Raw genomic sequence first — 24,348 nt, forward strand, 5'->3', positions numbered from 1 at the left:
GCCAGTTGCCGATCGACCGGGCGCCGAGGTGCTTCTTGGTGTACAGGTCGAAGATGACCCGCACCAGCGGCGCCTCGTCCGGGTGGATCTGCAGGTGGCCGGAGGCGTGGCCGATCGTGTAGCCGAAGGGCCTGGAGCCGCTGCGCCATTCGCCACGTGCAGCCTTGCGCTCCATGCCGGCGATGACACGGTCGATGATCGTGGCACGTTCGAATTCAGCGAAGACGCCAAGCATCTGCACCATCATCCGGCCGGCGGCGGTGGTCGTGTCGAACGGCTCGGTGGCCGAACGGAAGGCGACGCCAGCGGCGTCCAGTTGTTCCAGAAGCGTGGCGAGGCCACGCACGGAACGGGCGAACCGGTCGACCCGGTAGACGAGCAGCAGGTCGTCGCGGTGCGCTCGGGCCTCGGTCAGCGCTCGTTGGAGGTCGGGCCGCTCGGTGGCGGCGCCGGAGGCCTGGTCGGTGAAGGTACGCACCAGGGTCCAGTCCGGCTGGGACTCGATGTAGGCGCGCAGTCGTTGCTCCTGGGCTTCCAGCGAGTAGGGCTGGTGGGCTTCGTCGGTGGAGATGCGCCGGTAGATGGCGACACGCATTGGTTCGGCTCCTTGGGTCACAGGCTCGCCGCGGCCGGGTGAACCTGCTTGAGGAGGGCTCGACGGGTCGGCGAAGTCAAGTCGGCCAGCGGACTGGCCAGGCGCCCGCCCCGCCAGGCTGCGTGTGGTACCGGCGGATCGTGTCGAGCTGGAGCGCTTGCCGGCAGGGATCGGTCAGCTGTCCTGGTCGGGCTCTTCCCCCGCGGTTGGCCGGAACAGGGGGGCAAGAAGCTCGGCCAGGGCGGCGAGGGCGCGCTGCTCATCCTCCGGTGGCAGCGGCACGAACTGGGGCGGGTGGACGACGAGTGGCCCCCGCGGTTGCCGGTAGCTCCGCCGCCGAGCCGGAGGATCGCCATTGTGGCGGTCGCTCCATTGGACTAGTCAGTGACCCCCGTCGTCGAGGGTGTGACCGTCGTCCCGGTTTGAGCGACTTTGATCACTTCGCCGCGTTGGGTGGCGGGCCACCGAGGTCAGGTGGGCGCGCAGCCGGGCCGGGTCGGGGATCACGATGCGGCGATGGTCCCCGCCGAGGAGGCCCTCGTGCCTCAGGTCGGTCAGGGCCCGGGCCACCGTCTCGCGCACCGCACCGCACCGCCGGCGTCGGCAAGCTGCTGGTTAGTGATCTCGCAGACTGCACCCTCATTGTCACCCGGGCGGAGAACGGCCAGGGTGAGCAGGTGGCGAAGCACCCGCTCCCCCACCGAGCCGAAGGCGGCCAGGGTCGTCTCGTGGAGAATGTCGTCGAGGTGCCGTGCGAGCTGCTCGGCCACGGCCACGCCGAGGGTGGGCTGGGTACCTCGGAGCTCTTCCAGCCGGCTCCTCGACAGCCGGAGCAGCCGGACGTCGGTGACGGTCTGGAGGTCGAGGGGAAAGCGACGGCCGGCCAGGCGGTCCAGACCGACCATGTCGCCCGAGCGCAGGTAGGAGACGGCGAACCGGCGTCCGTCGTAGCTGGCGATGGACACCCGCAGCAGCCCGGCCACAACCAGCCCCAGCGGCGGGTCGTACAAGAAGCGCCCGGCGGGCAACTCCGAGCGGACCGCACCCTCGAGGACGGCGTCCCGAAGCGCCGGTGCCAGCCGCGCCAGAACACTGCGCTCGGCGGCCCGGCGGACCTCGGCCGCATCAAAGGGATCCGCGTCGCTCGACACCCTGGGTGATCACTCCGCTACTCGCTGAGGAGGCCGTCGCCCAAGTCTCGTCCCCGCCAGGCGACCCCGCCCGCCGGTCAGCCCAAGCGACGGCAACGCGGCGACCGGGTCGCTGATCTCGAGCTCCCCGAAGCGGCGCAGCGCGCCGACCCGCTCGCCCATCACGGCGACCAGCCGCTTGCCGGTCGGGGCTCCGAGCACCGCCCAGCAAAACCGCAGCGCCACAACGACTTCCGGACGCGTAGCGCGCTGGCCGCGGCCGGCGCGCTACGGACCACCTTCGGCCGCAACGCGGCAGCCAACGCCCTACGGGCATGGTTGCGATGCCAGCCCCGTGGTGGCGCATAACTCGTCGAGGCTCTTGCCCTTGTCGGCCCTTGCTCGCCCGCTTATACCGGGTCGCGATCGTCTTCGTCACCGGCCTGATCAGGCCCTACCGGCAACCGGACCCGGAGCCTGGGAGGCGCGCTCTACGCGCATTTCTCGATGAGTCAACGACCCCACCTACGCGCGCATTTTTGATGAGTCAACGCGACCCGTTGACCTTGAACCTGGTTCGTGGCTAGCATGCGCTTTGCGGTGATTTGACCTGCTGTCACCGGCTTCCGGGGGGGTTTCGAATGCCGGCACGGAAGCTCGACAAGGAGCGGGACGGCGATCGTCTTGGCATCTGGTGGACCCGCCGGCGGGTCATCGCGGGGGTCGTCGCGATGCTGTTGGCCGGCTTGTCCCTTCCCGCGTCGGCGGGGTCGGGCACCAGTCTCACGTGGACCGAGACCGGTTCGCTGAACCAGGCCAGGTGGCTCGCCACCGCGACCCTGCTCCAGTCGGGCGACGTCCTGCTGGTGGGTGGGACCGACGGCAACAAGTCACTGGCGGGGGCCGAGCTGTACGACCCGCAGACCGGTCAGTGGACGCCGACCGGGTCGTTGGCGTTGGACCGGCTGGATCATGTCGCGGCCCTGCTCCCCGATGGCGACGTCTTGGTGGCGGGGGGCACGAGCCTGTCGCTCGGCTCCCGCTCGTTCAGCACCGAGATCTACTCGCCGACCACCGGGACCTGGCACACTGGGCCGGACATGAACTACCCGCACTCCGCCGCCGCGGTCGCGACGCTGCCCGACGGTCGGGTGCTGGTCGCGGGCGGCGCCACCAGCGACGTGCCGCGGGTGCCGGGCGTCGAGGAAATGGACGCCTCTCCGACGGCAGGCGGGCCGTCGGAGTTGTACGACCCCACGACCAACACCTGGCAGGTAACGGGACGGATGCTCCAGTCGGACCAGTGGCTGCAATCCGTGGTGCTCCCGGACGGCCGGGTCCTCGTCGGCTGCGGAAACGACCCGGGCGACTTCGAGATCTACAACCCGGGCGCGGATCCGACGACGGGATTGACGGGGTTGTGGCAGCTGACCGCGCTGGATCCCCACCTGCGCACGCACTGCGCGATGAGCCTCCTGCCCGACGGCCGAGTCCTGGTCGTCGGCGGCGACAACCACACCTACGTGCCGTCCGTGCCCCAGGAATTTTCCTGGTCCCCCTCCGGCACCATCACTATCGGCGGCGGCAACGTCTCGACCGTCGGCGGGGAGGTCCTCGCGAGCATCTACGACCCGGTCGCGAACACCTGGACGGACACGGCCCCGCTGCCCGCGCCCCGGGTGGCACCGCTTTCGGTGCGTCTCGCCGACGGCAGGGTACTCGTCCTCGGCGGTACACAAGGGCAAGACTTAACGAGCACAGAGGTCTACACCCCGTCGACGGGCACGTGGACGTCGGGCGGTTCGCTTCTGGTCGGTCGTAACGACCCGATCGCAACCCTGCTGACCAGTGGACAGGTTCTGGTCACCGGTGGTGGCCTGCCCAGCTCGAACCTGGTTGGCACCCCACTCGCCGAATCCGAGATCGGCACCCCGTAGCCGCCCGACCAGTGTCCGCACCAGCGCGGCGGCGACGACCGACGGCAAGGCTCTGCAACTATCGATCGGGTAAGCGTCGTCACGGGGGGCGCGCGCCACACATCCGGTAGTCGAGAGCACGATGGTTGCAGTCGCGTCATTAGCGCCACGGGGACGTGGTCTTGGTGGGTTGATTGTGGCGTGGGCAAGCGTGCCCAGCGCGCACCGAATCCGCAGGCCACCTTTGGACCCTGGAGAGTGCGCGATGTCGTCAGGTTGCTAGTTCGTTAGCTTCCGACCGCCCTGGGCATCACGTCGACGAAGTGGCACAGGGTCGGCAGCGGGATCGGCCTTGCTGCGCGACTCGTACGGCCCTGCGGACTAGGCCTCCGCCCGCCGGTGCGACATTCGGGCAACTCTTTCGGGCACGCCGGCCCACGCGTCCCGAACACAGCGGGCTGATTCGCTTCAGGCGAGTGGCGGAAGCCAAGTGAATCAGATAATCTGATCCAATGCGCGAGGTGACGGCCACCGAGGCCGCCCGACGATTCTCCGCCCTGCTGACGGCGGTGGAAAAGGGCGGCGAGACCTTTCTGGTTACCCGCGGGGGGCGGGTCATCGCGCGGATCGAGCCGGCCGCGGGCACGTCCGGCGCGGCCGTCAAGGCACTACTGCGCCACTACCCGAAAGACGACGCCTGGTCTCGCGAGTTGAGCGATGTGCGCGGCCTGTTGAGCACGCAGGAGCGACCGTGGCCCGACTGATCCTCGACAGCACGGTGATCATCGCGGCCGAGCGCAGCGTCAAGGTGCTCAATCAGCTCATCTCCGACGACGACGACGTGGCCATCGCGGCCGTCACGGCCGCCGAAATGCTGGTTGGCGTCGAACTTGCCGACGATGCGCGCCGCGCCAGCCGCACCGCGTTCGTCCGCAGCGTTCTGAACACGATCCCGGTCGAGGAATACGACCTGGACGTGGCCCGCGCGCACGCGCCACTGCTCGCGCACACGCGCCGAACCGGGCGTCCTCGCGGGGCCCACGACTTGATCATCGCGGCCACTGCCATCGCGCGGGAGCGCATCGTGGTCAGCGCCGACGTGACAGCGTTTCACGACCTGCCAGGCGTCGCCTTCCGCGCCTCCTGAAGCTTAGGCGCGACTCTGTTCGTCTCACAGCCCAATTCCCGCCGATCAGACCCGGCGCACCCCAAGCCGTGGTACCCGGCCAGCCGGTCGGCGTCCTCCGGTACCAGACGCCCGAGGGTTGGCGCTGTATGGCAGTCACGAACAGGGACGACGAGCGTGGCATGCTCGACGGTCGGCTGTCCGATCCCCGCTGGTCAGAGACCAAAGCGATGCAGACCATGCTTAGCCTCCGGACCAGTGGTGGCCGCCTGGGGCCGGACTTGATCTAGCAGCCGCTACCCCACCTGACCGGCTCGCTGCGGTCACGACGACTGGACGTCAGTTGTGAGCAAGCATCCGTATGACCTGCTCGTGGTCGGCTCCGGTGGCGCGGCGATGAGTGCGGCGATCACCGCCCGGCAGGCTGGCAGGACTGTGCTGCTCGTCGAGGCCAAGACGCTCGGTGGGACCTGCGTGAATGCCGGCTGCGTCCCGAGCAAGGCGCTGTTGCGCTTCGCCGCCCACCGCGCCGAAGCTGCCGCCAACCCGTTTGTCGGCGCACCGACCTCCGCCGGGCCCGTCGAGCTGGGCGCGCTGATCGGGCAGAAAGACGAACTCGTCGGCCGCCTCCGCTCCGGCAAGTACGCCGCGGTCGCCGACGCCTACGGCTTCGAGGTCCGGCCCGCCGCCGCCGCATTCGCCGACGACGGCACGTTGGCCATCGACGGCCGGCCCCTGGAAGCCACCAACTACCTGCTCGCAGCCGGCGCTGAGCCGGCCCGCCCGGACCTGCCCGGTTTGGACCGGGTCGACTACCTCACCTCCACCACCGCGATGGAACTCCTGGAGCTACCGGATTCGCTGGTAGTGATCGGCGGCGGCTACGTCGGGATGGAGCAGGCACAGCTGTTCGCCGGCCTGGGGGTGCGGGTCACGCTGGTGGGCAGGCTGGCGCCCAACGCGGAGCCCGAACTTCGTGAGGTGATGCGCACCGCGTTCGGACGGGAAGGCATCCGGGTCGTGGAGCACCGCGCCCTCGCGGTCGAAGCGGCCGGCAACGGGGATGGCGCCGCCAGCCAGGTCACCGTAGTCACCGATACCGGGCTGCGCGTGGCCGCCGGCCGACTGCTCCTGGCCGCCGGGCGCACGCCGCGCACCGCAGGGCTGAACCTGCCGGCTGCCGGAGTCAAGACCGACCAGCGGGGTTTCATTGTCGTCGATGCCCAGCAGCGCACCACGAACCCACGGGTGTTCGCCGCCGGAGACGTCACCGGCGGTCCCCAATACGTCTACGTCGCCGCTGCACAGGGTCGGGTCGCCGCCTTGAACGCCTTCGGCGCAAGTGATGCCGTGGACTACGCCGGGCTCCCCGCGGTGATGTTCACCCGGCCGCAGCTGGCCTCCGCCGGACTGAGCGAAGAGCAGGCTCTAGCCGCCGGGTACGACTGCGAGTGCCGAACCCTGTCGTTGGCCGACGTGCCCCGCGCCCTGGTCAACTTCGACACTCTTGGCGCGGTCAAGCTCATCGCGGACGGCGCTTCCGGCCGCCTGCTGGGGGTGCATGCGGCCGCCGAAGGCGCCGGCGAACTGATGCTCGCTGCCACCTACGCGATCCGAGCCCGGATGACAGTGCGCGACATGGCGGATACCTGGGCGCCGTACCTGACCATGGCCGAGAGCCTCCGCCTGGCCGCGAAACTGTTCGCGCCCGGCGAACGACTCCCCACCTCCTGCTGCGCCTGACCCGTTTCGGCCCGAGAACCTCGGGCGTGATCGGCGCCCTGGGCAGGCCGATGAACCGCGCCGCGCGACGGCGTCCCCGAACGGGCTCAACGGCCGAGCCCGGCGCCGCCGTGGCGCAGCGGATGCGGAACATGAAGGCGCAACGGCACGGTAACCCGAATGTTCTCTTGCCTGCGACCGGCTAGGGCCGTTGATTCCCGCACCAGCGTCGAGGAGGGACTATCCCATGACCCCTGAGGTACGGCACCATCGTCGGCTGAACGGGTGGCGCATGGCAGCGACCGTAGGCGCGGTCGCGGCGCTTGTGGCTGCCTCGATCGCGGCCACCGGAGCGACTTTCGCCGCGGCCGCAACAGGCTCGGTGTCCCCTCGCGCGACCGGGGAACTGGACTGCAACGGGTACTCGACGATCCAGACCTCCGTGCGCCCCGGATTCGTCTGCGCCGACCTGCACGGCGCGAACGGGGGCCGCTTCTACGACAACGGCTGGTACATCGGCCACGAAGAGCCGACCATCCAGTTTCTGTCTACCGCACCCGGCACCGGCGACAACGTGACCTGGCGCCAGCAATTGCCCCTGGAGCCCACGGTCGCGCCGACCGACAACAGCCCAGCCAATCCGGTAACTCACAGTTTCGAGCTCACCGTCGCCCCGTGGTTCTCGATGATGATGTGCGACCCGAACTCCTACCTGGAAACCCCGTGCAATCCGCAGAGCGATACCAACGCCACGTCGTACGGCGGCGAGGGCGGCGGCAGTGCCTTCATGGAGATGCAGTTCTACCCGCCCGGCTCGCCGCCGTTCATCAACGCGATCAGCTGTGACGACACGCACTGGTGTGCGGCCTTGACCATCGACAGCCTCGAGGCCACGAACAACTTCGCCTATATCAACCCGGCCTGCACAGAGCCGGTGAACTTCGGGTTCATCGAACGGGACACGGCGGCGAACAACGACAACCCGGCACCGAGCGGGCCGCCCAGCCCGCAGCTGGCGGATGCCTCGACGTTCATTCCGGACGGCGGAACGCTGCTGATGAATCCGAACGATCAACTGAGCGTGCACATGTACGACGCACAGGTTCCGGGCGAACGCAGCGGAACGAACGCCTTCAAGGTGGTGGTCGACGACCTGACGACCGGGCAGACCGGTTCCATGCAGGCCTCCGCGGCAAACGGATTCATGAACACCAACTACGTGACCTGTGCCGGTACCGCTTTCAACTTCCAGCCGGAGTTCAACACCGCCTCGTCGGCGAACATCAGCCCATGGGCGGCGCTGCAGGCCAACATCAACACCGAGTTCGAGACCGGGCACTTCACGCCCTGCTCGTCGATCTACCGGACCGCCGGCGGTAGCGGGACCAAGGAGGAATGCATGGGCGCCTACGAAACGGCGGCCGGCCCGGACAACTCAAACCCCGAGAACAACAGCAAGTACATCGGCGCGCATTACGTTTCCAGCGGCAACGACGGATTCTGCGCCGTTAACGGGCAGACGTTCCCCGGTCTCGGAGTGGGCGGTGCCACGAGTGACCCGGTGACGGTGACCGGCTGCGACGACTTCTACAACGGGGGGGACCTCGACTACGACGGGACGCCGTACTACCCGGACTGGCCGAGCGGCACTTCCGCGACTTCCTTCCCGTCGACCATGATTCAGCAGCAGCCCGTCTCGGGTAGCTCCACCTATTCGCAACTGAGGGTCGAGACCGACCTGGCCGCAACCGAGTACACCTGCAACACCGCCAGCTACCCGGGGCTTACCGGTTGCACCGCGCCCCCACCGGGGCCGGGGAACTTCTACCCTTACTGGTCGCAGAACACGCTGAACTCGACGTGTGTCTTCGAGTTCGGTCAGGTGCCGGGCAACACGTTTAGCCAGGCTGGCGCTGCTCCCGATAGCCAGTACGGCACGCCAAGCAGCCGCTACTTCGGGAACCTCGCCGGTCCGGTGCAGTCGAATCCCTGTGCGGTCAGCGGAGGCGGCGGAGGCGGCGGCAAGAAGCACTGACCCGGCGGGCCGCCAGACCTGAGCCGGAGGCAACGAGCGCTCCCGGCTCCGCCCTGGCGCTGAGGGCTGTGCGGCCGGTAGTACGTACATGCGTACAATCGCGTCCGTGCTTGATGCTTGGCGAGGCGAATGGACGCGCAGTCCGGTGCCCGTGTTGGACCGCGCCAGTCCGATGCCGCTGTGGGCCCAGCTTCGTGACGGGCTCGCCCGCCGGCTGGACGCCGACGAGTTCGCCGCGGCCTTCCCGAGCGAGGCGGAGCTGGCCCGTGTGTATGGAGTGTCCCGCCAGACGGTGCGGCAGGCGCTCCAGGACCTTCGCGCCCGGGGCCGGGTGGTGGCCGAACGCGGCCGGGGGAGCCGCGTGGTCGGTGGCGGCCAGATCGATCAGCCGTTAGGTGCCCTGTACAGCCTGTTTCGAGCCGTGGAGACCGCCGGCCATCGATCGCGCAGCCTGGTACGAGTGCTGGAGGAGCGTCGCGACCCGGTTGCGGCCGCTCATCTGGGCGTGGGCAAGGCCTCCCCTCTGGTCTTCCTCGAGCGGCTCCGGCTGGCCGACGGCGAACCGCTCGCCTTCGACCGGTTGTGGATGCCGGCCCAACTCGCCGCTCCCTTGTTGGAGGCTGATTTCACCCACGCCGCGTTCTACGACGAGTTGGCTAGCCACTGCGGTCTGCGCGTGCAGCAGGGTGGCGAGCGGATCTATGCGGAGGTGCCGACGGTGGCCCAGCGCCGTCTGCTCAGCATCGGGCCCCGGATCGCGGTATTCCGGATCGAGCGGCTGGCCACCTGGCGCAGCCAGCCCGCGGAGTGGCGGATCACCCACGTCCGTGGTGACCGGTTCAGCCTGTCCGCGGAGTGGTCTCCGGAACACGAGTACAGCATGCATGCCGCTCCCGGCGCGATCAGGAGCGCCGGATGACCAGCGGCCGGGACGAACCGTCGGGCGCCGGCAGCCCCGCTGGACCACCCGAGTCCGCCATCCCGAGTGCGCCCGCATCCCGCCACGTGCGATTTGTCGAACTGCTCGCCGGGATCATCGTGTTCGGCGCGGCCGGGCTAGGCTTCGCGGCGCTCGGCGGCGCCGTTGGCTTGCTGTTGGTCGTGTTCACCGAGGCAGCGGCTCTCGCGCTGCTTTCTCGGTGGTCGGTGTGGGAGTAGATCCCCTGGGGTCGGAGTCGCGACATCGTCTTTGGAGCCGGCTACTCGTCGAGCCGGCCCGGCCCGCGTGCATCCGAACCTGGCCGAACGCCCACTGGCTGGTAGTCGGCACTGTCTGTGTCGGCGCTGTGATGGGTCAGCTCGACGCAAGCATCGTCAGCTTGGCCCTCCCGACCCTGCAGGAGGCATTTCACGCGTCGCTGGACCAGGTGGAGTGGGTGGCGCTCGCATATCTCCTGGTCCTGGCCGCGACCGTGGTCGCGGTCGGGCGGCTCGCCGACATGGTCGGCCGGAAGCTGCTCTACATCTACGGCTTCGTCGTGTTCACCGTTGCGTCGGTGGCCTGCGGATTGGCTCCGAACCTCCCAACGCTGGATGTGTTCCGTGCGGTGCAGGCGCTCGGCGCGGCGATGTTGCAGGCGAATTCGGTTGCGCTGATCGTGACCGCCCTGCCGCCGGGCAAGCTGGGCCGAGGGATCGGGGTCCAGGGCGCCGCACAAGCGGTCGGGCTGGCCCTGGGACCCACCGTCGGCGGGGCGCTGATCGGGATCGGAGGCTGGCGGCTGATCTTCCTCGTGAATGTCCCGGCCGGCCTGATCGGGATCCTGCTCGGCTGGTTCCTCCTGCCCCGGAGTCGAGGTCTGGCCCCGCGGGTTCGGTTCGACTGGACTGGCCTTGCCCTGTTCGCCCCGGCTATAGGTGCACTGTTGGCCGCGCTCTCATTGGGTAGCCGCGGAAGCTTTACCTCTCCGGCAGCGCTCGGCTTGGCCACCACCGCGGTTGGTTGCTCGGTTGCCTTCGTCCGCTGGGAGCGCCGGGCAACCGCACCCATGATCGACTTCGAGTTGTTTCGTCGGATGCCTTTCGCCGCGGGGATCGCTTCCGGGCTGCTCTCGTACCTGGTGCTGTTCGGGGTGCTCTTCATCACCCCGTTCTTCATCGAGTCCGTGCTGCATGCGAGCCCCACGCGCACCGGCCTCGAGCTAGCCGTCCTCCCCGTGGCGCTCGGGGCGTCGGCCCTGTCAACCGGCCGGCTCAGCGACCGGCTCGGCGCCCGGATCCCGACGGTCGTCGGGATGACGCTGACCGCGGTTGGGCTAGCGCTGGCCGCCCTGGTCCATACCGGGACCGTGGTTCTGCTCAGCGAGCTGGCGGTCGTCGGCGTCGGCCTCGGCGCGTTCACCCCAGCCAACAATGCCGCCATCATGGCCAGCGCCGCGCGCCACCAGGCTGGCGTGGCCGGTGGGGTGCTCAACATGACCCGCGGTGTGGGGACCGCGCTTGGGGTCGCGGTTAGCGGACTGGTGTTCGGGCTAGTCGCCGGGCACCGCTCCGGGCTAGGGCCCGCCGGATCGACCGGCCGCGGGTTCAGCGCCGCCCTGCTCGTCCTGGTAGGCCTCTCGATGGGAGCGGCACTGATCGCGGCCCTGCCGTCGCGCGCTCGGCCCCGGCAGCGGGCGATGGCTCGGGTCGCGTGACCGCGCCGGAGCGGCTGCCGGAGGTCCGGGGCCACCCGAGGGGCGCCGAGCCGGTGAGGCAGCCCCGAAGCCGCCGCGTTGCCAGACGATGGCCGGTCCGGCTGGCGCCCGAGGCAGTCCTCCTGGTCGCCGCCTACGCGGCCTACACCGTGATCCGCGACTCGGTCCAGGGGTCCGCCCCGGTGGCAGTCGCCCGCGGACGGGCCATTCTGCATCTCGAAGCGGTCCTCCACCTCGATCCTGAACACGCGTTCAACAACTACCTATCCGCGCACCCGGTGATTGCCCAGATCGCCGACTACTACTACGCGACCGGGCATTTCCTGATCACGATCGCCGTGCTGGTGGCGGCTTACTCACGAGCTCCGCATATCGCGCGCCGCTATGCGGCCGCATGGTTCGCCATGAACCTGATCGGCTTGCTCGGCTTCTGGCTATACGCGTTGGCGCCGCCACGGCTGCTTCCCCACGCGGACTTCGTCGACACGGTCCTGAGATTCGGCACGTGGGGGGGCTGGGGCCAACACTCGGTCGCCGCCGTGTCGAATCAATACGCGGCGATGCCGTCCCTGCACACCGGTTGGGCTGTCTGGTGCGCCGTGACCATCTGGGCGCTCACCCGGGCGCGGTGGCTCCGAGTGCTCGCCGCCGCCTACCCGGTTCTCACCGTCGTCGTGGTGCTCGGCACCGCCAATCACTACCTCCTCGACACCATCGCCGGAGCGGCCACCACCGCCGCCGGTTTCGGTGTCGCACAGGCGGGTGTGTGGCTGCAGGCCCGATTTGCAGGGACCCCGAAACTCCCGGCGACTGGCGGACGGGGCGCACCAACGCCGCCCTCCCTTCCATGAGCCGCGGCAAGGCGGCAGCGGGGCTGGGTCTGCGGCCCAGTGGGTCAAGCCACGGGGGTGCCGAACCGTCCAAAGTGGTGCTCGGCTCGCCGTCCCCGGCAACGCGATAGCGGGTGTCGAGGTCGGCTTATCCCTCCATCGTCACGCCGGCGGATTCGAGGGGCGGCGGTCCCGGTCCCGGCGGAGCACAGCCGTGGGAGGGATCGCCGAGCCGTTGATGCCGGAGCCGTCCAGCCGGGCCTCGTCTGCGCCGGTAATAACGAGCCAGCCGGTCGGGACCGGGTCGCACTGCTCAAGGGGCCAACACGGATGTCGCGCCAGGTAGGCGTGCCGGCGACGGATCACCACCGGGTAGGCGAATCGGTCCAGGAAAGGAGTGTGGAACCACAGTCTTAGCCACCAGGGCGCGGCGGACAGATCCAGGACAGCCCGTAGCCGCGGGGAAGAACGTTCCAGCCATCGATCTTCATAACGGCATCATGCGCCCCCGGCGCGCTCGGGTCGACGCGAATTCCGGGCTCCGTCGCGGCCGGGTACCGACTCGACCCTTCGCTGCCAGCGCCTACAGTGCGGCGACTGGAGGTGCTCCCAATGATCGGACGTCGGGGCCTGCGGTGGCTGGCGCTAGCCGGAGTCATGCCAATTGCGCTGGCCACCGGTGGGCCTGCGGTCTCGGCGACGGCACCGAGCCACGGGGCTGCATTTCTGGCGGGTGCCGCGGTCACGGACTTCACCCCGCCGCTCGCTGGGCAGATCGACCCCGCGGACTGCGCAGCAGGCACGGCGCTGGCCTCGGTCTACAGCGGCCCGCGCCAGTTCGCCTTCGAAGAGCCCTACGTCGATCAGTCGCACGTTGGCCACTACGTCCTCGGTGACCCCTACCTGGACTGCAACCACAACGGCCGCTGGGACGGAGACCTACTCGGCGGGGGCGGTAGCACACCGCGGTTCTACGACCACGTTGCGGACCCAGTAACGGCGCGCGCCCTCGTGGTGAGCAACGGCAGGCAGGAGATCGCGGTAGAGGTAGTAGATCAAGAGGGATTGTTCAACGTCTACCAGGCGCGCATCCGGGCGGAGGTGGCCGCGGATGGCTACCACCTGGATGGCATCTTCATCTCCGCCACGCATGACGAGTCCGCGCCGGACAGCCTCGGGTTGGGCGGGGTGAACAGCGCCACGTCGGGAACGAACGACTATTTCGTGGATTACCTCGTACACCAGTCCGCATTGGCCATCGAACACGCCGCGGCGCACCTGGTGCCGGCTCATCTGAAATTCGCGGAGGCGCTCGAACCGGCCGACCTGCGGCAGTGCTGGTCGTCTTACCCGTTTGTCGACGACCAACTGATGCCGACCGTGCAGGCGGTGGCGAACAGCGGATCGGTGATCGCCACACTGGCCGACGTCAGCCAGCACGCCGAGACCCTTGGCTTCAACCCCAACCCGGTGCAGGCGGACTGGGTGAGTGCGGACTGGCCGCATTTCTTCCGGGCCGAGCTGCAAGCCCGATTCGGTGGCGTCGGCATCGAGATGGCCGGATCGGTCGGCAGCAACGAGACACCTGCCGTGTTCTCCGGTCCGATCTCCCGCGTTCCGCAGAAGTACTTCTCCGCGGACCACCCGGCCGGATGCCGCACGCTGTTCGCCGCCAATGGCGCCATGGTCCCGCTTGGCTATCAGGAGGAGACAGCGACCCTGGGTCGCCAACTCGCCGACGCCGTAGCGGGTGCGATCGCCGACTCGGGAACGTGGTCGGCTACCAACCGGATCTGGGGCGCTCGGACGACGATCTGCGTGCCGCTGGCCAACTTTCTTTTCTCGGCGGCCGCCGCGGCCGGGGTCTTCGCCGAACGCCCCGGCTACACCCCCGGCTGCGCGGCGCAGGTCCCGACGCTACCGAACGGCTCCTCCGCCGGGACATCGGTCCTGAGCGAGGTGGCGGCTTTCCGAATCGGCGACGGGGAATTCGTCTCGATACCGGGGGAGGTCTTCCCCTTCACCTTCTTGCGCAGCTTCCTCCAAGCCCCGGACATGTCCTATCCGCAGTTCCCCCTGCCGCCGTGGCTGATCCCGCACATGCACACGCCTTACCGGTTCGTCGATGGGCTCGCCGAGGACATGATCGGCTACATCTTCCCGCGCGGGAACGGGGTGGGCGTTCCCGGTGAGTACCCGGTGACCAACCCGCAGGCCAGCGGCACGGATCGGTTCGACTGCGGTCACTCCGACGACTCAGAGTCCGCGAGCTCGCAGGCCGGCGACATCATCGGGGCTGCGCTGGTCAGCGTCCTGGACGCCGAAGGCGGTCCCGCGGAAGACATCCAGCCGGGACGTTACGTGCTGCCCGATGGGCTGATTTCTCCAGACCCGCTCGGCACCCCGGGTTCGGTCAAGTGCTCGCTCGACACGCTGTTCCACCCGGACGGGCCGGCGGTTGCGGTCTGGCTGCCCGGAGGCGTCATCGTGCGACCGGCCGCCTGGTTGTCGTTATCCGGCCGCCCGCAGCTCCGTGCGGACCGGAACACGCGCGGGTGGATCGGGGCCGCCGGGACCCACCACTGGCTGGATGTCTTCGGAGCCCTCCGATCCCCGACCCGGGTGTCCCTTGCCGGGGCCGCGGGCCCCGGCAAGGTTCGGGGCGGTGCGGGAACCCTGGCGTTGACCGGCTCGACGGGCCGACTGGGGCTGGCGGGCCTGGTGCTCCTGTCGATCGGTCTCGCGCTGGGCTTACGTGGGCGCCGCCAAAACTGATCCCCGGCTCCGGAGATCGGGACCATCGTCGCCGGGGGGGCGGCCGGATGAGAACGGCCGGTCAGGGCGAGACCGACGTGCTGACCTCACCCGCCGGTTCCCGCAACGGTGGCGCGTCCAGCCCACAGTGGTAGCCGACGCCCGGTCCGTCGAGCCGCCGGGCGGGGTTACGAATGGTCACCGCCGCGATGGCTCCACCGACGGCGCAGACCACCGCGCCGATCAGGCAGGCGGTCCGGAATCCGGGTGCGAACACGGCCGGATGCAGGTACGCCGAGCCACTGAGGCCGGATGCCGCCGGCAACACCGCGACTGCGATCAGTCCGGCGGTCCGGGCAACGTCGTTGTTGACGGCCGATGCCATTCCGGCCCGTTGCACCGGCGCGCTCGCGAGCGCGGTCGCGGTGAGTGGGGCAACCGTCACCGACAGGCCAAGCCCGAAGACCAGTACCGCGGGCAGCACCTCTGGTAGGTATCCGCCCGAGGCGGTGATCCGGGAGAAGAGGGCGAGCCCCGCGGCCACGACGAGTGGTCCCACGCTCATCTGAAGCCGGGGGCCGATCCGGCTCGCCAGCGCCCCGGAGCGAGCGGATAGCACCAGCATGCAGGCCGTGACCGGAAGCAGGGAGGCGCCGGCCCGCAGCGGGCTGTAGCCGGCTACCTGCTGGAGTTCGACAGGAAGCAGGAACAGGGTGCCGCCGAGCGCCCCGTACACCGCGAAGGTCACCAAGTTCGTTGCGGTGAACTGCCTCGATCGGAACAGTCCGAGCGAAAGCAACGGGTTGGTGGCGAGGCGCTGCCGGACCACGAATCCGACCAGCAGCCCGACCCCACCGACCAGGCCGCCCACTACCGTGGCCGCCGTCCAGCCGGCGCTGGGGCCGTCGATCAGGCCGGCGCAAAGGGCGCCGAGGCCCAGCGTGGCCAGGGCCGCACCGGTGCCGTCGATCCGTCCGCTCGCGGCTTCATCCCGGCTCTCGGGGACGTACCGACGTGAGATGACGACGACCGCAACCGCGAGTGGCAGGTTGATGAAGAAGATCAGCCGCCACGACACCGCAGAGATGAGCCAGCCACCGACGAAGGGGCCCAGCGCCGTCGCTAGACCCCCGAGACCCGACCACGCGCCGATCGCGCGAGCCCGGTCGGCGGGCCGGAAAGACGCCTCGAGCAGGGACAGGCTGCCGGGGGTGAGCAGGGCTCCGCCAACCCCCTGGAGCGCGCGGGCGGCGATCAGCGTCGGCGCGTTCGGAGCCAGAGCGCAGAGCAGGGAGGCGCCGGCGAACCAAGTGACTCCCAGCAGGAAGACCCGGCGCCGACCGTAGCGGTCACCGAGCGCGCCGGCGAGCAGGAGCAGGCCGGCGACCGTCAGCGTGTACGCGGTCACCACCCATTGCAAGCTCCCCAGGCCGACCCGGAAATCGCGTCCGACGCTGGGCAATGCGATCCCGACCACGGTGGCGTCGATCGCCGCGATGCCCGAGCCGAGTACGGTCGCCACCAACACCCACCGGCCGCGGGCGCTGTGGTAGACGAGCCCCTGGCCGGGGAGGCCGTCGCCGATTGTTGTGGCCATCGCCCCCACTCGCGGTCGATCCCGACGCCGGGCACCGGCCCGTATCGTGTCAGGACGCGGCCGACGGCCAGGCGTGGCAGGCGACGAGAAGCGCCCTGTGGACGGTGGCTTCCCGCGGATCCGGTGGAGGCCTACCGTGGCCGGCGTGGCACCCGACCCGCTCGACGACCTCGCCGTCATGCTGCGGCCGATCCCGGTTTCCGGGCCGGGCGTGTGCCGGACCTGCCGGGGTCCGATCCTGGCCGGGTTCGCCACCTGCTTCAGCTGCGCCGGTCACGTCCGGGTACTGGAAGCCGTGGCCGATGCCGTCGTCCCGGTGTCGCTCGCGGTGAAGGGCGGTGGCTTTGCGCAGGCCCTGTGGCGCTACAAGTATCCCGACGCCGAAGGCCGGGACAGCCGGCAAATCCTCCGCCGGGTGCTCGCCGGCTTTCTGGACCGCCACGAGCCGTGCGTCGCCGGCGCCGCAGGCTTGGCGGAACTCGAGCAGGTGACCGTGGTGCCGTCGGCCCGGCGGACGGGGATCCACCCGCTGGCCGAGCTGGTGGCCACCCTGCCGCGGCTGCGCTCGCGGCTCTGCGGCTTCCGAGGCGCCGGGCGGGCCGGGCCAGCGGGTGTCCTGCTGCTCGACGACACGTGGACCACCGGCTGGCACGCCCAGCGGGCGGCGGAATGGCTCAAGCTTGCCGGCGTCGGCCGGATCGTCATCCTCGTGCTGGGCCGGCACGTCGCCGCCGGCGGCGAGCTCGGGGATCGAGCCCGGTCCGATGCCGGGTTCCGCTGGGACGCATGCGCCGTTCACCGCGCCGGACCGGGCGGGCGCGGCTACTGCTGGTAGCCCTCGACCTGGCTGACCGGCTGTTCGCGTGCTGAGCCGGGGTCCTCGCCAGCCTCCCGCAACGCGCGGCGGCGGCGGAGCAGGTCCCAGAGTTGGTCGAGGTGCTCTTCGAGGTGGCCGAGCCGGCTGCGTTCCGCCGAGCCGAGGCCGTGGCCGCCCGCTCGCAGGCTGTGCTCCTCGGCTATCAGCGCGTCGATCCGCGCGACGATCTCCTGGTCCTCCACGGCGGCCTCCGCATCGACTTCTCACGCCATCCTTACCCGCCACGGCGAACCGGATGCGGTCAGGGCAGCAACTTTCCCGGATTCATGATCCCGGCCGGATCGACCCGCTGCTTGACCGCGCGGAGGATCTCCAGACCCAGGACGCCGTCCTCGGCCTCCAGCCACTCGGTGTGCGCCGTTCCGATCGCGTGATGGTGGGTGATCGTCCCACCAGCCGCGACGATGGCATCGCCGGCGGCGCGCTTCGCCGGCTCCCACTGGGCAGCTTCGCTGCCTTGCCTGGCCGCTGCGAGAACCGTGAAGTACAGCGAGGCGCCGGTGGGGTAGACGTGCGAGACGTGGCATCCGACGAGGACCCGGGGGCCGAGCGACGCCCGCAGGGCGGCGACTACGCCGGCGTAGAGCCCGGCCAGGTCGGTCCAGGTCGCGGCGGTCTCGAGCGTTTCGGCGAGGACCCCCGCGTCGAGCAACGAATCGCGCAGGTAGGGCCCGGCGTATCGGCCGTGCTCCCAGGCGGTCCCGGGCCGGGTGCCGAGCCGGACCGCGCCCGCGGCCCGAAGCGCCGCCGCTGCCACCCGGCGCCGGTGGCGCACCTCGCCGGGTCGCCCCTCGAAACCGAGGATCACCAGGCAGGCCTGATCGCCGACGCGGGCCGACATGTATCGGCTGAGCCCGGACCGGACCAGCCGCGGCGCGGTGGACAGCCGCAGGCCCACTCGAGTCTCGTCCGGATCGGAGAGCCGGACGATGTCCGGCGCCGGGCCGTCCTGGGCGAGCCGGCGCAGTGCAGCCAGACCGGCCGGCCAGGAGCGGACCGTCCAGCCCTCGTAGTGGCGGGTCTCCGGCGCCGGGTGCACCCGCAGCGTGACCTCGGTGATCACCCCGAACGCGCCCTCGGAGCCGAGGAAGAGTCGGCGCAGATCCGGTCCGGCAGCGGAGCCCGGGCCGGCCGGCAGGTGCAGCATGCCCGAGGGCGTGGCGACCCGCAGGCCGGCGACCAGATCGTCCATCCGGCCATAACCGGTCGAGGCCTGTCCGGCGGACCGGGTGGCGACGTAGCCACCCAGGGTGGCCCGCTCGTAACTCTGGGGAAAATGCCCGAGCGTGAGCCCGTGCTCGGCAAGCGCCGCTTCGGTCGCCGGGGTCGTCAAGCCCGGTTCGAGCACCGCTAGACAGGACGTCCGGTCGACCTCGACCACCCGGTCCAGCCGTCGCAGGTCTAGGGCGATGACCGCCGGGAACCGGCCGGCGAAGGCTTCGACGCCACCGACCACGCTGGTCCCGCCGCCGAACGGCACCACGGCGACGCCGGCCTCGGCGCAGGCCGCGAGCACGCTCTCGACCTCGTCCCCGGTCGCGGGCGTGACGACGGCGTCCGGCACTGCCGCCGGACTCCCGGAACGGCGACGGACCAGGTCGAGGTAGCTCAACCCGCCGCTGTGTCGAAGCCTGGTCTCGGGGTCGGTCAGCAGCGCCGTGGCGCCGACCAACTCCTCCAGCCGGGATCGGAACACCGCGGAAAGCCGGGCGGGTGGAACGGGAACGGCGTGCAGGGCGGCGCTCGGTCGGGAGCCGGGGTCAACGGGACCGAGTTCCGCGCGGAGAAAGGACCACGCGTCCCGGGACAGCTGCGGCCGGTGCGTCCCCCAAGCCGCCCAATCCGGTAGCGGGGCGACTGGCTGCATTGGTACAGTGTGACATATGACGTCCATCAGTCACATCCCGGAGCCACTCCTCGATGCGGCGCGCGACTGCATGCTGGCGGTCGGGATCCGCCGGACGACGCTTACCGACATCGCCCGCCGGGCGGGGGTGAGCCGCATGACCGTCTACCGGAAGGTCGATGACGTCGACACCCTGCTGCTCGCCGTGGTGACCCGCGAGTTCAGCGCCCTGGTGCTGGCGGCGGAGGCGGCCGCTCGGGAGCTGCCAACGGCCCGGGAACGGTTGGTCGCCACCGCGGCCCGGGTCATCGCCCGGTTGCCGGCCGAGCCCCTGTTCCGCCGGGTCGTGGACGTCGACCCGGAACTGTTCCTGCCCTACGTCACCGAGCGGTTCGGGTCGACGCAGCGGATCGCGCAGGGTCATGTCCGCCGGTTGCTGCACGAGGGGTTGGTCGACGGCAGCGTCGCCGGCTGCGATCCCGAATCCCGGGCCTGGACCGTCGTTGTCGCGCTCACCGCCTTCGCACTCAGTCGGCCGCTACTCGAGCGGGCGATGGGGGAGGCGGTCGTTGAAGAGGAAGTTCGTCAAATGCTCGATCGGTGGCTTTCCCCGGCGACGCCGGAGCGGCGGCCGCGCCGATGACCGCGACGCTCTCCGCCGCTACCCGGGCCCGCGACCTCGTCGATCTCGCGGAAGGTCCGGCGATCGACGTGCTGGTCATCGGCGGTGGAATCACGGGGGTCGGTGTCGCGCTCGATGCCGCCGCCCGCGGCCTGTCGGTGGTGCTCGTAGAGCGACGCGACCTGGCCTTCGGTACGAGCAGGTGGAGTTCGAAGCTGGTCCACGGTGGCCTGCGCTACCTGGCCTCCGGCCAGTTGGGCGTTGCCTACGAGTCGGCTCGGGAACGCCATGCCCTGATGACCGCGATCGCGCCGCATCTGGTCCGGCCGCTGGCGTTCGTCGTGCCGCTGAACGCCGACCTCGACCGGGTCGGCGGCGCGCTGGCCCGGGCCGGTCTCGTCGTCGGAGAAGGGCTGCGGGCCGCCGCACGCACCCCTACCTCGGTCCTGCCGCGATTCCGACGGATCAGCGACCGCGAGGCGCGCGCCCTAGTGCCGCGTCTCGGACCGACCCGGGGGGCCCTCGTGCACTGGGACGGCCAGCTGATCGACGACGCCCGGCTGGTGATCGCGGTCGCGAGGACCGCCGCGGCACACGGCGCGCGCATCCTCACCCGCACCCTCGCGGTCTCGGTCGACAGCCGCGGCGCGGACCTGCGCGACGAGATGACCGGGGAGTCGCTGCGGATCGGGGCGCGGCAGGTCGTCGTGGCCACCGGGGTTTTCGCCGGTGAACTCGTCGAGACGGTGAAGCTGCGGCCGAGTCGGGGGACCCATCTCGTGGTCCGGGCCAGCGCCCTGGGTGACCCGCAGGGGGCGCTCAATGTCATCGTCCCCGGAACGAACAACCGCTGGGTTTTCGCCCTGCCCCAGCCGGACCCATATCTCGCGGGGGCCGACACCGTGCTCGTCGGACTCACCGACGATCCGATTGACGGGCTACCCACCGAGATCCCCGAAGCTGGGCCGAACGACGAGACCTTCCTGCTTCGTGTGCTGTCTGCTGCGCTAGATCGGGAGGTGCGCCCGGACGATGTGGTCGGTCGATTCTCGGGACTGCGACCGCTCGTGGCGGGCGGATCGTCGGCCACCGCAGACCTGTCCCGACGGCACGCCTTGGTCCGCGACCCCGGCACCGATGCCCTCGCCCTGGTCGGGGGCAAGCTCACGACCTACCGGGCGATGGCGGAACAGGCGGTCGATGCGGTCGTCGCCCGGCTCGGCAGGGGTGGCCCGAGCCGAACCCGACATATCCCACTCGTTGGCGCCGCGCCCCGCGCCCGGCTGGCCACGATCCGGGCCCCGGAGCGCCTGGTTCGCCGCTATGGCGTCGAGGCGGAGGAACTCGTTCGGCTGGCCGATGGCCGCCCTGAACTCCTGTCCCCGGTCGCGCCAGGGCTGGCCGTGCTCGGCGTGGAGTTCGTGTTCGGAGTCCGGCACGAGGGGGCCATGCTCGTCGAGGATCTGCTCGAGCGCCGTACCCGGCTCGGGCTGGTCCGATCGGCTGCTGAGTCGGCGCGCGATGCGGCTGCCGAGGCGCTTGCCGAGCTGTCGACCACGCCCGCCTGACCAACGCCCTACGCCGGTCAGAGGGCGCTTGCGCAGACCGGGACAATACGCGTTACCCTAGGTAACACCATTGGACGCGACCCGGAGCGAAGTGCGGGTACCGACCCGAGGAGCCCAGATGGCCGACTTCTCCCTCGCCCTCACCGACGATCAACGCACCGTGCAGGACTGGGTGCACGAATTCGCGGTCGACGTCATACGGCCGGCGGCTGCCGAGTGGGACGAGCGTGAGGAAACGCCCTGGCCGATCATCCAGGAGGCGGCAAAGGTCGGGCTCTACTCCTTGGACTTCTTCGGTCAGCAGTGGTTCGACGAGAGCGGAATCTCGATCGCCTTGGTCATGGAGGAGTTGTTCTGGGGTGATGCCGGGATCGGCCTGTCCATCGTCGGCACCACCCTGGCCGCGGCGGGTGCACTGGCGAACGGGACCGAGGAGCAGGTCGGCGAGTGGGTGCCGCAGATGTTCGGCACGCCGGACGACGTCAAAGTCGCCGCGTTCTGTGTCTCTGAGCCCGATGCCGGCTCGGATGTGGGGTCGATGAAGACCCGGGCCGTCTACGACGAGGCACATGACGAGTGGGTCCTCAACGGCACCAAGACCTGGGCCACGAACGGTGGCATCGCCAACGTCCACGTCGTGGTCGCGGCGGTCGACCCCAGCCTCGGCTCGCGCGGTCAGGCGAGCTTCATCGTCCCGCCCGGCACGATCGGCCTCGCGCAGGGCCAGAAGTTCAGAAAGCATGGGATCCGCGCGTCGCACACGGCCGAGGTCGTGCTCACCGACTGCCGGGTGCCGGGGTCGTGCCTGCTCGGGGGCAAGGAGCAGCTCGACGCGCGGCTCGCCCGGGCGCGGGAGGGGACGAGCACCGGGCGCTCGCAGGCCGCGATGGCGACGTTCGAGGCGTCGCGGCCTGCGGTTGGCGCGCAAGCGGTCGGCGTGGCGCGAGCCGCCTACGAGTTCGCCCTGGACTACGCGAAGCTGCGCATCCAGTTCGGTCGCCCGATCATCGACAACCAGGGCGTGGCGTTCACCCTGGCGGACATGAAGACCCGGATCGATGCCGCCCGGCTACTCGTCTGGCGGGCCGCTTGGATGGGCCGGAACGGCAAGGAATTCACCAACGCCGAGGGCTCCATGTCGAAGCTGTTCGCCGGCGAGACCGCGGTTTGGGTGACCGAGCGGGCGATCCAGATCCTCGGCGGCAACGGCTACACCCGCGACTACCCGGTAGAGCGGATGGCGCGGGACGCCAAGATCTTTACGATCTTCGAGGGAACGTCGGAGATCCAGCGGTTGATCATCAGCCGGGCCATCTCCGGCTTGCCGATCCGCTGACGTTCCGGCCTCCGCCGATGTCTTCGACCGCGGGCCCCCAGGGGCTGGGTGTGCCCAGGCGGAACCCCGATCGCCGGCGGGCGCTGCTCGAGGCGGCTGACCGGGCGATCCTGCGCGACGGGCCGGACACGTCGATGAGCGTCATCGCCGCCGAGGCCGGTGTCACCAAACCCATCCTGTATCGGCACTTCGGGGACAAGGGCGGGCTGTATCGGGCGCTCGCCGAACGGCATACCGACGAGGTCTTGGCCGAGATCCGGGACGCGCTGGGCGCGCCCGGTGACCTGCGCCGGCGGGTGACGGCGGCCGTCGACCGGTACCTCGCCCTGATCGAAGCGCGTCCGACGCTGTACCGATTCCTGCTACAGCGGGCGACCGTCGAGGATCCCGGCGTCGCCAGCGATCTCGGCTTGTTCGTGCGCCGGCTCGGTGACGAACTCGGTAGCGCGATCGTCGCAGAACGCCGGCTCCGCGGTTCGGCCGCGGTCCGCGGCCGAACCTGGGGACACGCGATGGTCGGGATGGTCCAGGCGGCCGGCGACTGGTGGCTGGAGGAGCGACCCTGTGGACGGCGGGTCCTGGTCGGCAACGTCGTCGACCTGCTCTTCGGCGCGTTTCCCCCCGGACCGGGCCCGGCCGGGCGCGGGGCTTCCCCGCGGGCCGGCTAGGCCAGATCCGGCGGCTCCCGTTCGGCTGTTGCGGGGGTCGAACCCCGGCCCGGTTCGAGTTCCGGGCGCGGCGTCGGCGTGAACGCCATCGGGGTCCCGCGCTTGCGCTGTGGTCCGGCGTTGGCCACGACAACGGCGACCCAAGGCAAGACCATGGCCAGCGCCGAGGAGAGCACGCGAACCCCGGTGGCGCCGGGCAGCACCTCGTAGAGCGCGATCGCGAGCACGAAGCAGACCACCCGCACCGCCATGGTCCACAGGTAGCGGCGCTGCCGTGCGGCGAGTTCGTCGCGTGGGCTTTCCGGGGCGGTCGTGACGAGGAACGCATCCCGGTCCCGGCTCCGTTGCGTCACAGCAGCCTCCTCGGGGCCCGGCCCCCAGCATCCTCCGCCGACCCACGGCCCGGCGGCCGGGTTCGACCCCGGGTGGCCGCTGGGGGCCGGTCGGGGGCCGGTCGGGGTTGGCCGCTGGGCGCCGAGTGTGCAATTTCCGACACGGGCCCACGCTTGACCGCCGGCAAGAGGCGTCGGAAATTGCACACTCGCGGCTGGTCACGCCGTATCGAGGGGTTCGCGGCGGGCGTTAGGCTGTGCGGAGCCCCGCGCAAAGGAGCCTTCCGGTGTACATCGCCGAAATCATGACGAAGGCCAGCGTGTCCGAATCACCCTCGGACTCGCTCAAGGCCGCCGCCGCTCGGATGTGGTCGCAGCAGACCGGATCCCTGCTCGTCATGGACGGTGACGATCTGGTCGGCATCATCACGGAGCGGGACATCATGAAAGCAGTCGCCCAAGGGACCGACGTCGACTCCACCCCGGTCAGCTCGATCATGACGACCGGGGTGCTCACGGTCGCGCCGGACAGCTCGCTGCACGAGGCGGCCCGGCTGATGGCGCTGCGCTGGATCCGGCACCTGCCGGTCCTCGACAACGGAGCCGTGGTCGGCATGGTGAGCCAGCGCGACCTCGTCGGGGTCTTCGCCGCCCTGAGCAAGGACCCCGAGGCCGCCGGCCTGGCGACCGACGAGCTAGTCCGTGAGCGTCGGTTGGCCCGGATCGAGCACGGTGACCTCGACTGAGCTGACGCCGAC

The 24,348-nt window shown here is 70.2% G+C and carries 24 protein-coding genes; 16 read left to right on the forward strand and 8 right to left on the reverse strand.

Going from position 1 to position 24,348, the window contains the following annotated elements; genetic code table 11:
- The 4 genes from VNG13_07425 to VNG13_07440 all read right to left on the reverse strand — a co-directional run.
- On the reverse strand, positions 1-595 hold a 595-nt coding region (locus VNG13_07425; protein ID HVA60353.1), incomplete at its 3' end, for a recombinase family protein.
- Between the two features lie 381 nt (positions 596-976).
- On the reverse strand, positions 977-1,177 hold the full coding sequence (locus VNG13_07430) for a helix-turn-helix domain-containing protein (GenBank protein ID HVA60354.1): 201 nt from the start codon (positions 1,175-1,177) through the stop codon (positions 977-979).
- Entirely contained in the window at positions 1,150-1,746 is a 597-nt protein-coding gene (locus tag VNG13_07435; protein HVA60355.1) for a cyclic nucleotide-binding domain-containing protein, read from the reverse strand. The genes VNG13_07430 and VNG13_07435 overlap by 28 nt, the downstream gene beginning before the upstream one ends.
- Before the next feature lie 9 nt (positions 1,747-1,755).
- Entirely contained in the window at positions 1,756-1,971 is a 216-nt protein-coding gene (locus tag VNG13_07440) for a hypothetical protein (protein HVA60356.1), read from the reverse strand.
- 395 nt (positions 1,972-2,366) lie between these two features.
- Here VNG13_07440 and VNG13_07445 point away from each other — a divergent pair, with 395 nt between their 5' ends.
- The 10 genes from VNG13_07445 (at position 2,367) to VNG13_07490 (ending at position 14,765) form a co-directional block, all read left to right on the forward strand.
- Positions 2,367-3,662 carry a kelch repeat-containing protein gene (locus VNG13_07445; GenBank protein ID HVA60357.1) on the forward strand — a complete coding sequence of 432 codons (1,296 nt, stop codon included), beginning with the start codon at positions 2,367-2,369 and terminating at the stop codon, positions 3,660-3,662.
- Between the two features lie 491 nt (positions 3,663-4,153).
- Complete coding sequence (locus VNG13_07450) at positions 4,154-4,405, forward strand: type II toxin-antitoxin system Phd/YefM family antitoxin (protein HVA60358.1); 252 nt, start codon at positions 4,154-4,156, stop codon at positions 4,403-4,405.
- Positions 4,393-4,788 (forward strand): PIN domain-containing protein, encoded by a 396-nt coding sequence (locus VNG13_07455; GenBank protein HVA60359.1) that lies wholly within the window; start codon positions 4,393-4,395, stop codon positions 4,786-4,788. The genes VNG13_07450 and VNG13_07455 overlap by 13 nt, the downstream gene beginning before the upstream one ends.
- A 324-nt stretch (positions 4,789-5,112) precedes the next feature.
- Entirely contained in the window at positions 5,113-6,510 is a 1,398-nt protein-coding gene (gene merA, locus VNG13_07460) for a mercury(II) reductase (protein HVA60360.1), read from the forward strand.
- A 271-nt stretch (positions 6,511-6,781) separates the two neighbouring features.
- Positions 6,782-8,524, forward strand: coding sequence for a hypothetical protein (locus VNG13_07465; protein HVA60361.1), 1,743 nt, complete (start codon positions 6,782-6,784; stop codon positions 8,522-8,524).
- 145 nt (positions 8,525-8,669) lie between these two features.
- Positions 8,670-9,443, forward strand: a complete 774-nt coding sequence (locus VNG13_07470) for a GntR family transcriptional regulator (GenBank protein ID HVA60362.1) — start codon at positions 8,670-8,672, stop codon at positions 9,441-9,443.
- The gene (locus VNG13_07475) at positions 9,440-9,682 is read left to right on the forward strand and encodes a hypothetical protein (protein HVA60363.1); all 243 of its coding nucleotides are present in this window, start codon (positions 9,440-9,442) and stop codon (positions 9,680-9,682) included. Before VNG13_07470 ends, VNG13_07475 begins: the two co-directional genes overlap by 4 nt.
- Positions 9,673-11,160 (forward strand): DHA2 family efflux MFS transporter permease subunit, encoded by a 1,488-nt coding sequence (locus VNG13_07480; GenBank protein ID HVA60364.1) that lies wholly within the window; start codon positions 9,673-9,675, stop codon positions 11,158-11,160. The genes VNG13_07475 and VNG13_07480 overlap by 10 nt, the downstream gene beginning before the upstream one ends.
- A 53-nt stretch (positions 11,161-11,213) precedes the next feature.
- The gene (locus VNG13_07485; protein HVA60365.1) at positions 11,214-12,011 is read left to right on the forward strand and encodes a phosphatase PAP2 family protein; all 798 of its coding nucleotides are present in this window, start codon (positions 11,214-11,216) and stop codon (positions 12,009-12,011) included.
- A 591-nt stretch (positions 12,012-12,602) separates the two neighbouring features.
- A complete protein-coding gene (locus VNG13_07490; GenBank protein HVA60366.1) occupies positions 12,603-14,765 on the forward strand; it encodes a hypothetical protein in 2,163 nt (720 codons plus the stop codon).
- A 61-nt stretch (positions 14,766-14,826) separates the two neighbouring features.
- Here the strand turns inward: VNG13_07490 and VNG13_07495 are convergent, their stop codons facing one another.
- On the reverse strand, positions 14,827-16,521 hold the full coding sequence (locus tag VNG13_07495) for an MFS transporter (protein HVA60367.1): 1,695 nt from the start codon (positions 16,519-16,521) through the stop codon (positions 14,827-14,829).
- On the opposite strand from VNG13_07495, the gene VNG13_07500 reads away from it, so the two are divergent.
- Positions 16,487-17,176: a hypothetical protein gene (locus tag VNG13_07500; protein HVA60368.1), complete on the forward strand. Its 690-nt coding sequence runs from the start codon at positions 16,487-16,489 to the stop codon at positions 17,174-17,176. The two genes, VNG13_07495 and VNG13_07500, sit on opposite strands and share 35 nt — an antisense overlap.
- Here the strand turns inward: VNG13_07500 and VNG13_07505 are convergent.
- The gene (locus tag VNG13_07505) at positions 17,164-17,400 is read right to left on the reverse strand and encodes a DUF2630 family protein (protein HVA60369.1); all 237 of its coding nucleotides are present in this window, start codon (positions 17,398-17,400) and stop codon (positions 17,164-17,166) included. The genes VNG13_07500 and VNG13_07505 overlap by 13 nt on opposite strands.
- A gap of 59 nt (positions 17,401-17,459) precedes the next feature.
- Positions 17,460-19,085 (reverse strand): FAD-binding oxidoreductase, encoded by a 1,626-nt coding sequence (locus VNG13_07510; GenBank protein HVA60370.1) that lies wholly within the window; start codon positions 19,083-19,085, stop codon positions 17,460-17,462.
- A gap of 16 nt (positions 19,086-19,101) precedes the next feature.
- On the opposite strand from VNG13_07510, the gene VNG13_07515 reads away from it, so the two are divergent.
- The 4 genes from VNG13_07515 to VNG13_07530 all read left to right on the forward strand — a co-directional run bounded on the left by VNG13_07515 (position 19,102) and on the right by VNG13_07530 (position 23,258).
- Positions 19,102-19,707, forward strand: a complete 606-nt coding sequence (locus tag VNG13_07515; GenBank protein HVA60371.1) for a TetR/AcrR family transcriptional regulator — start codon at positions 19,102-19,104, stop codon at positions 19,705-19,707.
- Positions 19,704-21,254 carry a glycerol-3-phosphate dehydrogenase/oxidase gene (locus VNG13_07520; protein HVA60372.1) on the forward strand — a complete coding sequence of 517 codons (1,551 nt, stop codon included), beginning with the start codon at positions 19,704-19,706 and terminating at the stop codon, positions 21,252-21,254. The genes VNG13_07515 and VNG13_07520 overlap by 4 nt, the downstream gene beginning before the upstream one ends.
- Before the next feature lie 118 nt (positions 21,255-21,372).
- Positions 21,373-22,590 carry an acyl-CoA dehydrogenase family protein gene (locus tag VNG13_07525; GenBank protein ID HVA60373.1) on the forward strand — a complete coding sequence of 406 codons (1,218 nt, stop codon included), beginning with the start codon at positions 21,373-21,375 and terminating at the stop codon, positions 22,588-22,590.
- A 50-nt stretch (positions 22,591-22,640) separates the two neighbouring features.
- A complete protein-coding gene (locus tag VNG13_07530) occupies positions 22,641-23,258 on the forward strand; it encodes a TetR/AcrR family transcriptional regulator (GenBank protein HVA60374.1) in 618 nt (205 codons plus the stop codon).
- Here the strand turns inward: VNG13_07530 and VNG13_07535 are convergent.
- Entirely contained in the window at positions 23,255-23,611 is a 357-nt protein-coding gene (locus VNG13_07535; protein ID HVA60375.1) for a DUF3099 domain-containing protein, read from the reverse strand. The genes VNG13_07530 and VNG13_07535 overlap by 4 nt on opposite strands.
- A gap of 266 nt (positions 23,612-23,877) precedes the next feature.
- Here VNG13_07535 and VNG13_07540 point away from each other — a divergent pair, with 266 nt between their 5' ends.
- A complete protein-coding gene (locus tag VNG13_07540) occupies positions 23,878-24,336 on the forward strand; it encodes a CBS domain-containing protein (protein ID HVA60376.1) in 459 nt (152 codons plus the stop codon).
- Positions 24,337-24,348: the final 12 nt, after the last annotated feature.

The organism is Mycobacteriales bacterium (assembly GCA_035533475.1).
Classification (GTDB): Bacteria; Actinomycetota; Actinomycetes; order DATLTS01; family DATLTS01; genus DATLTS01.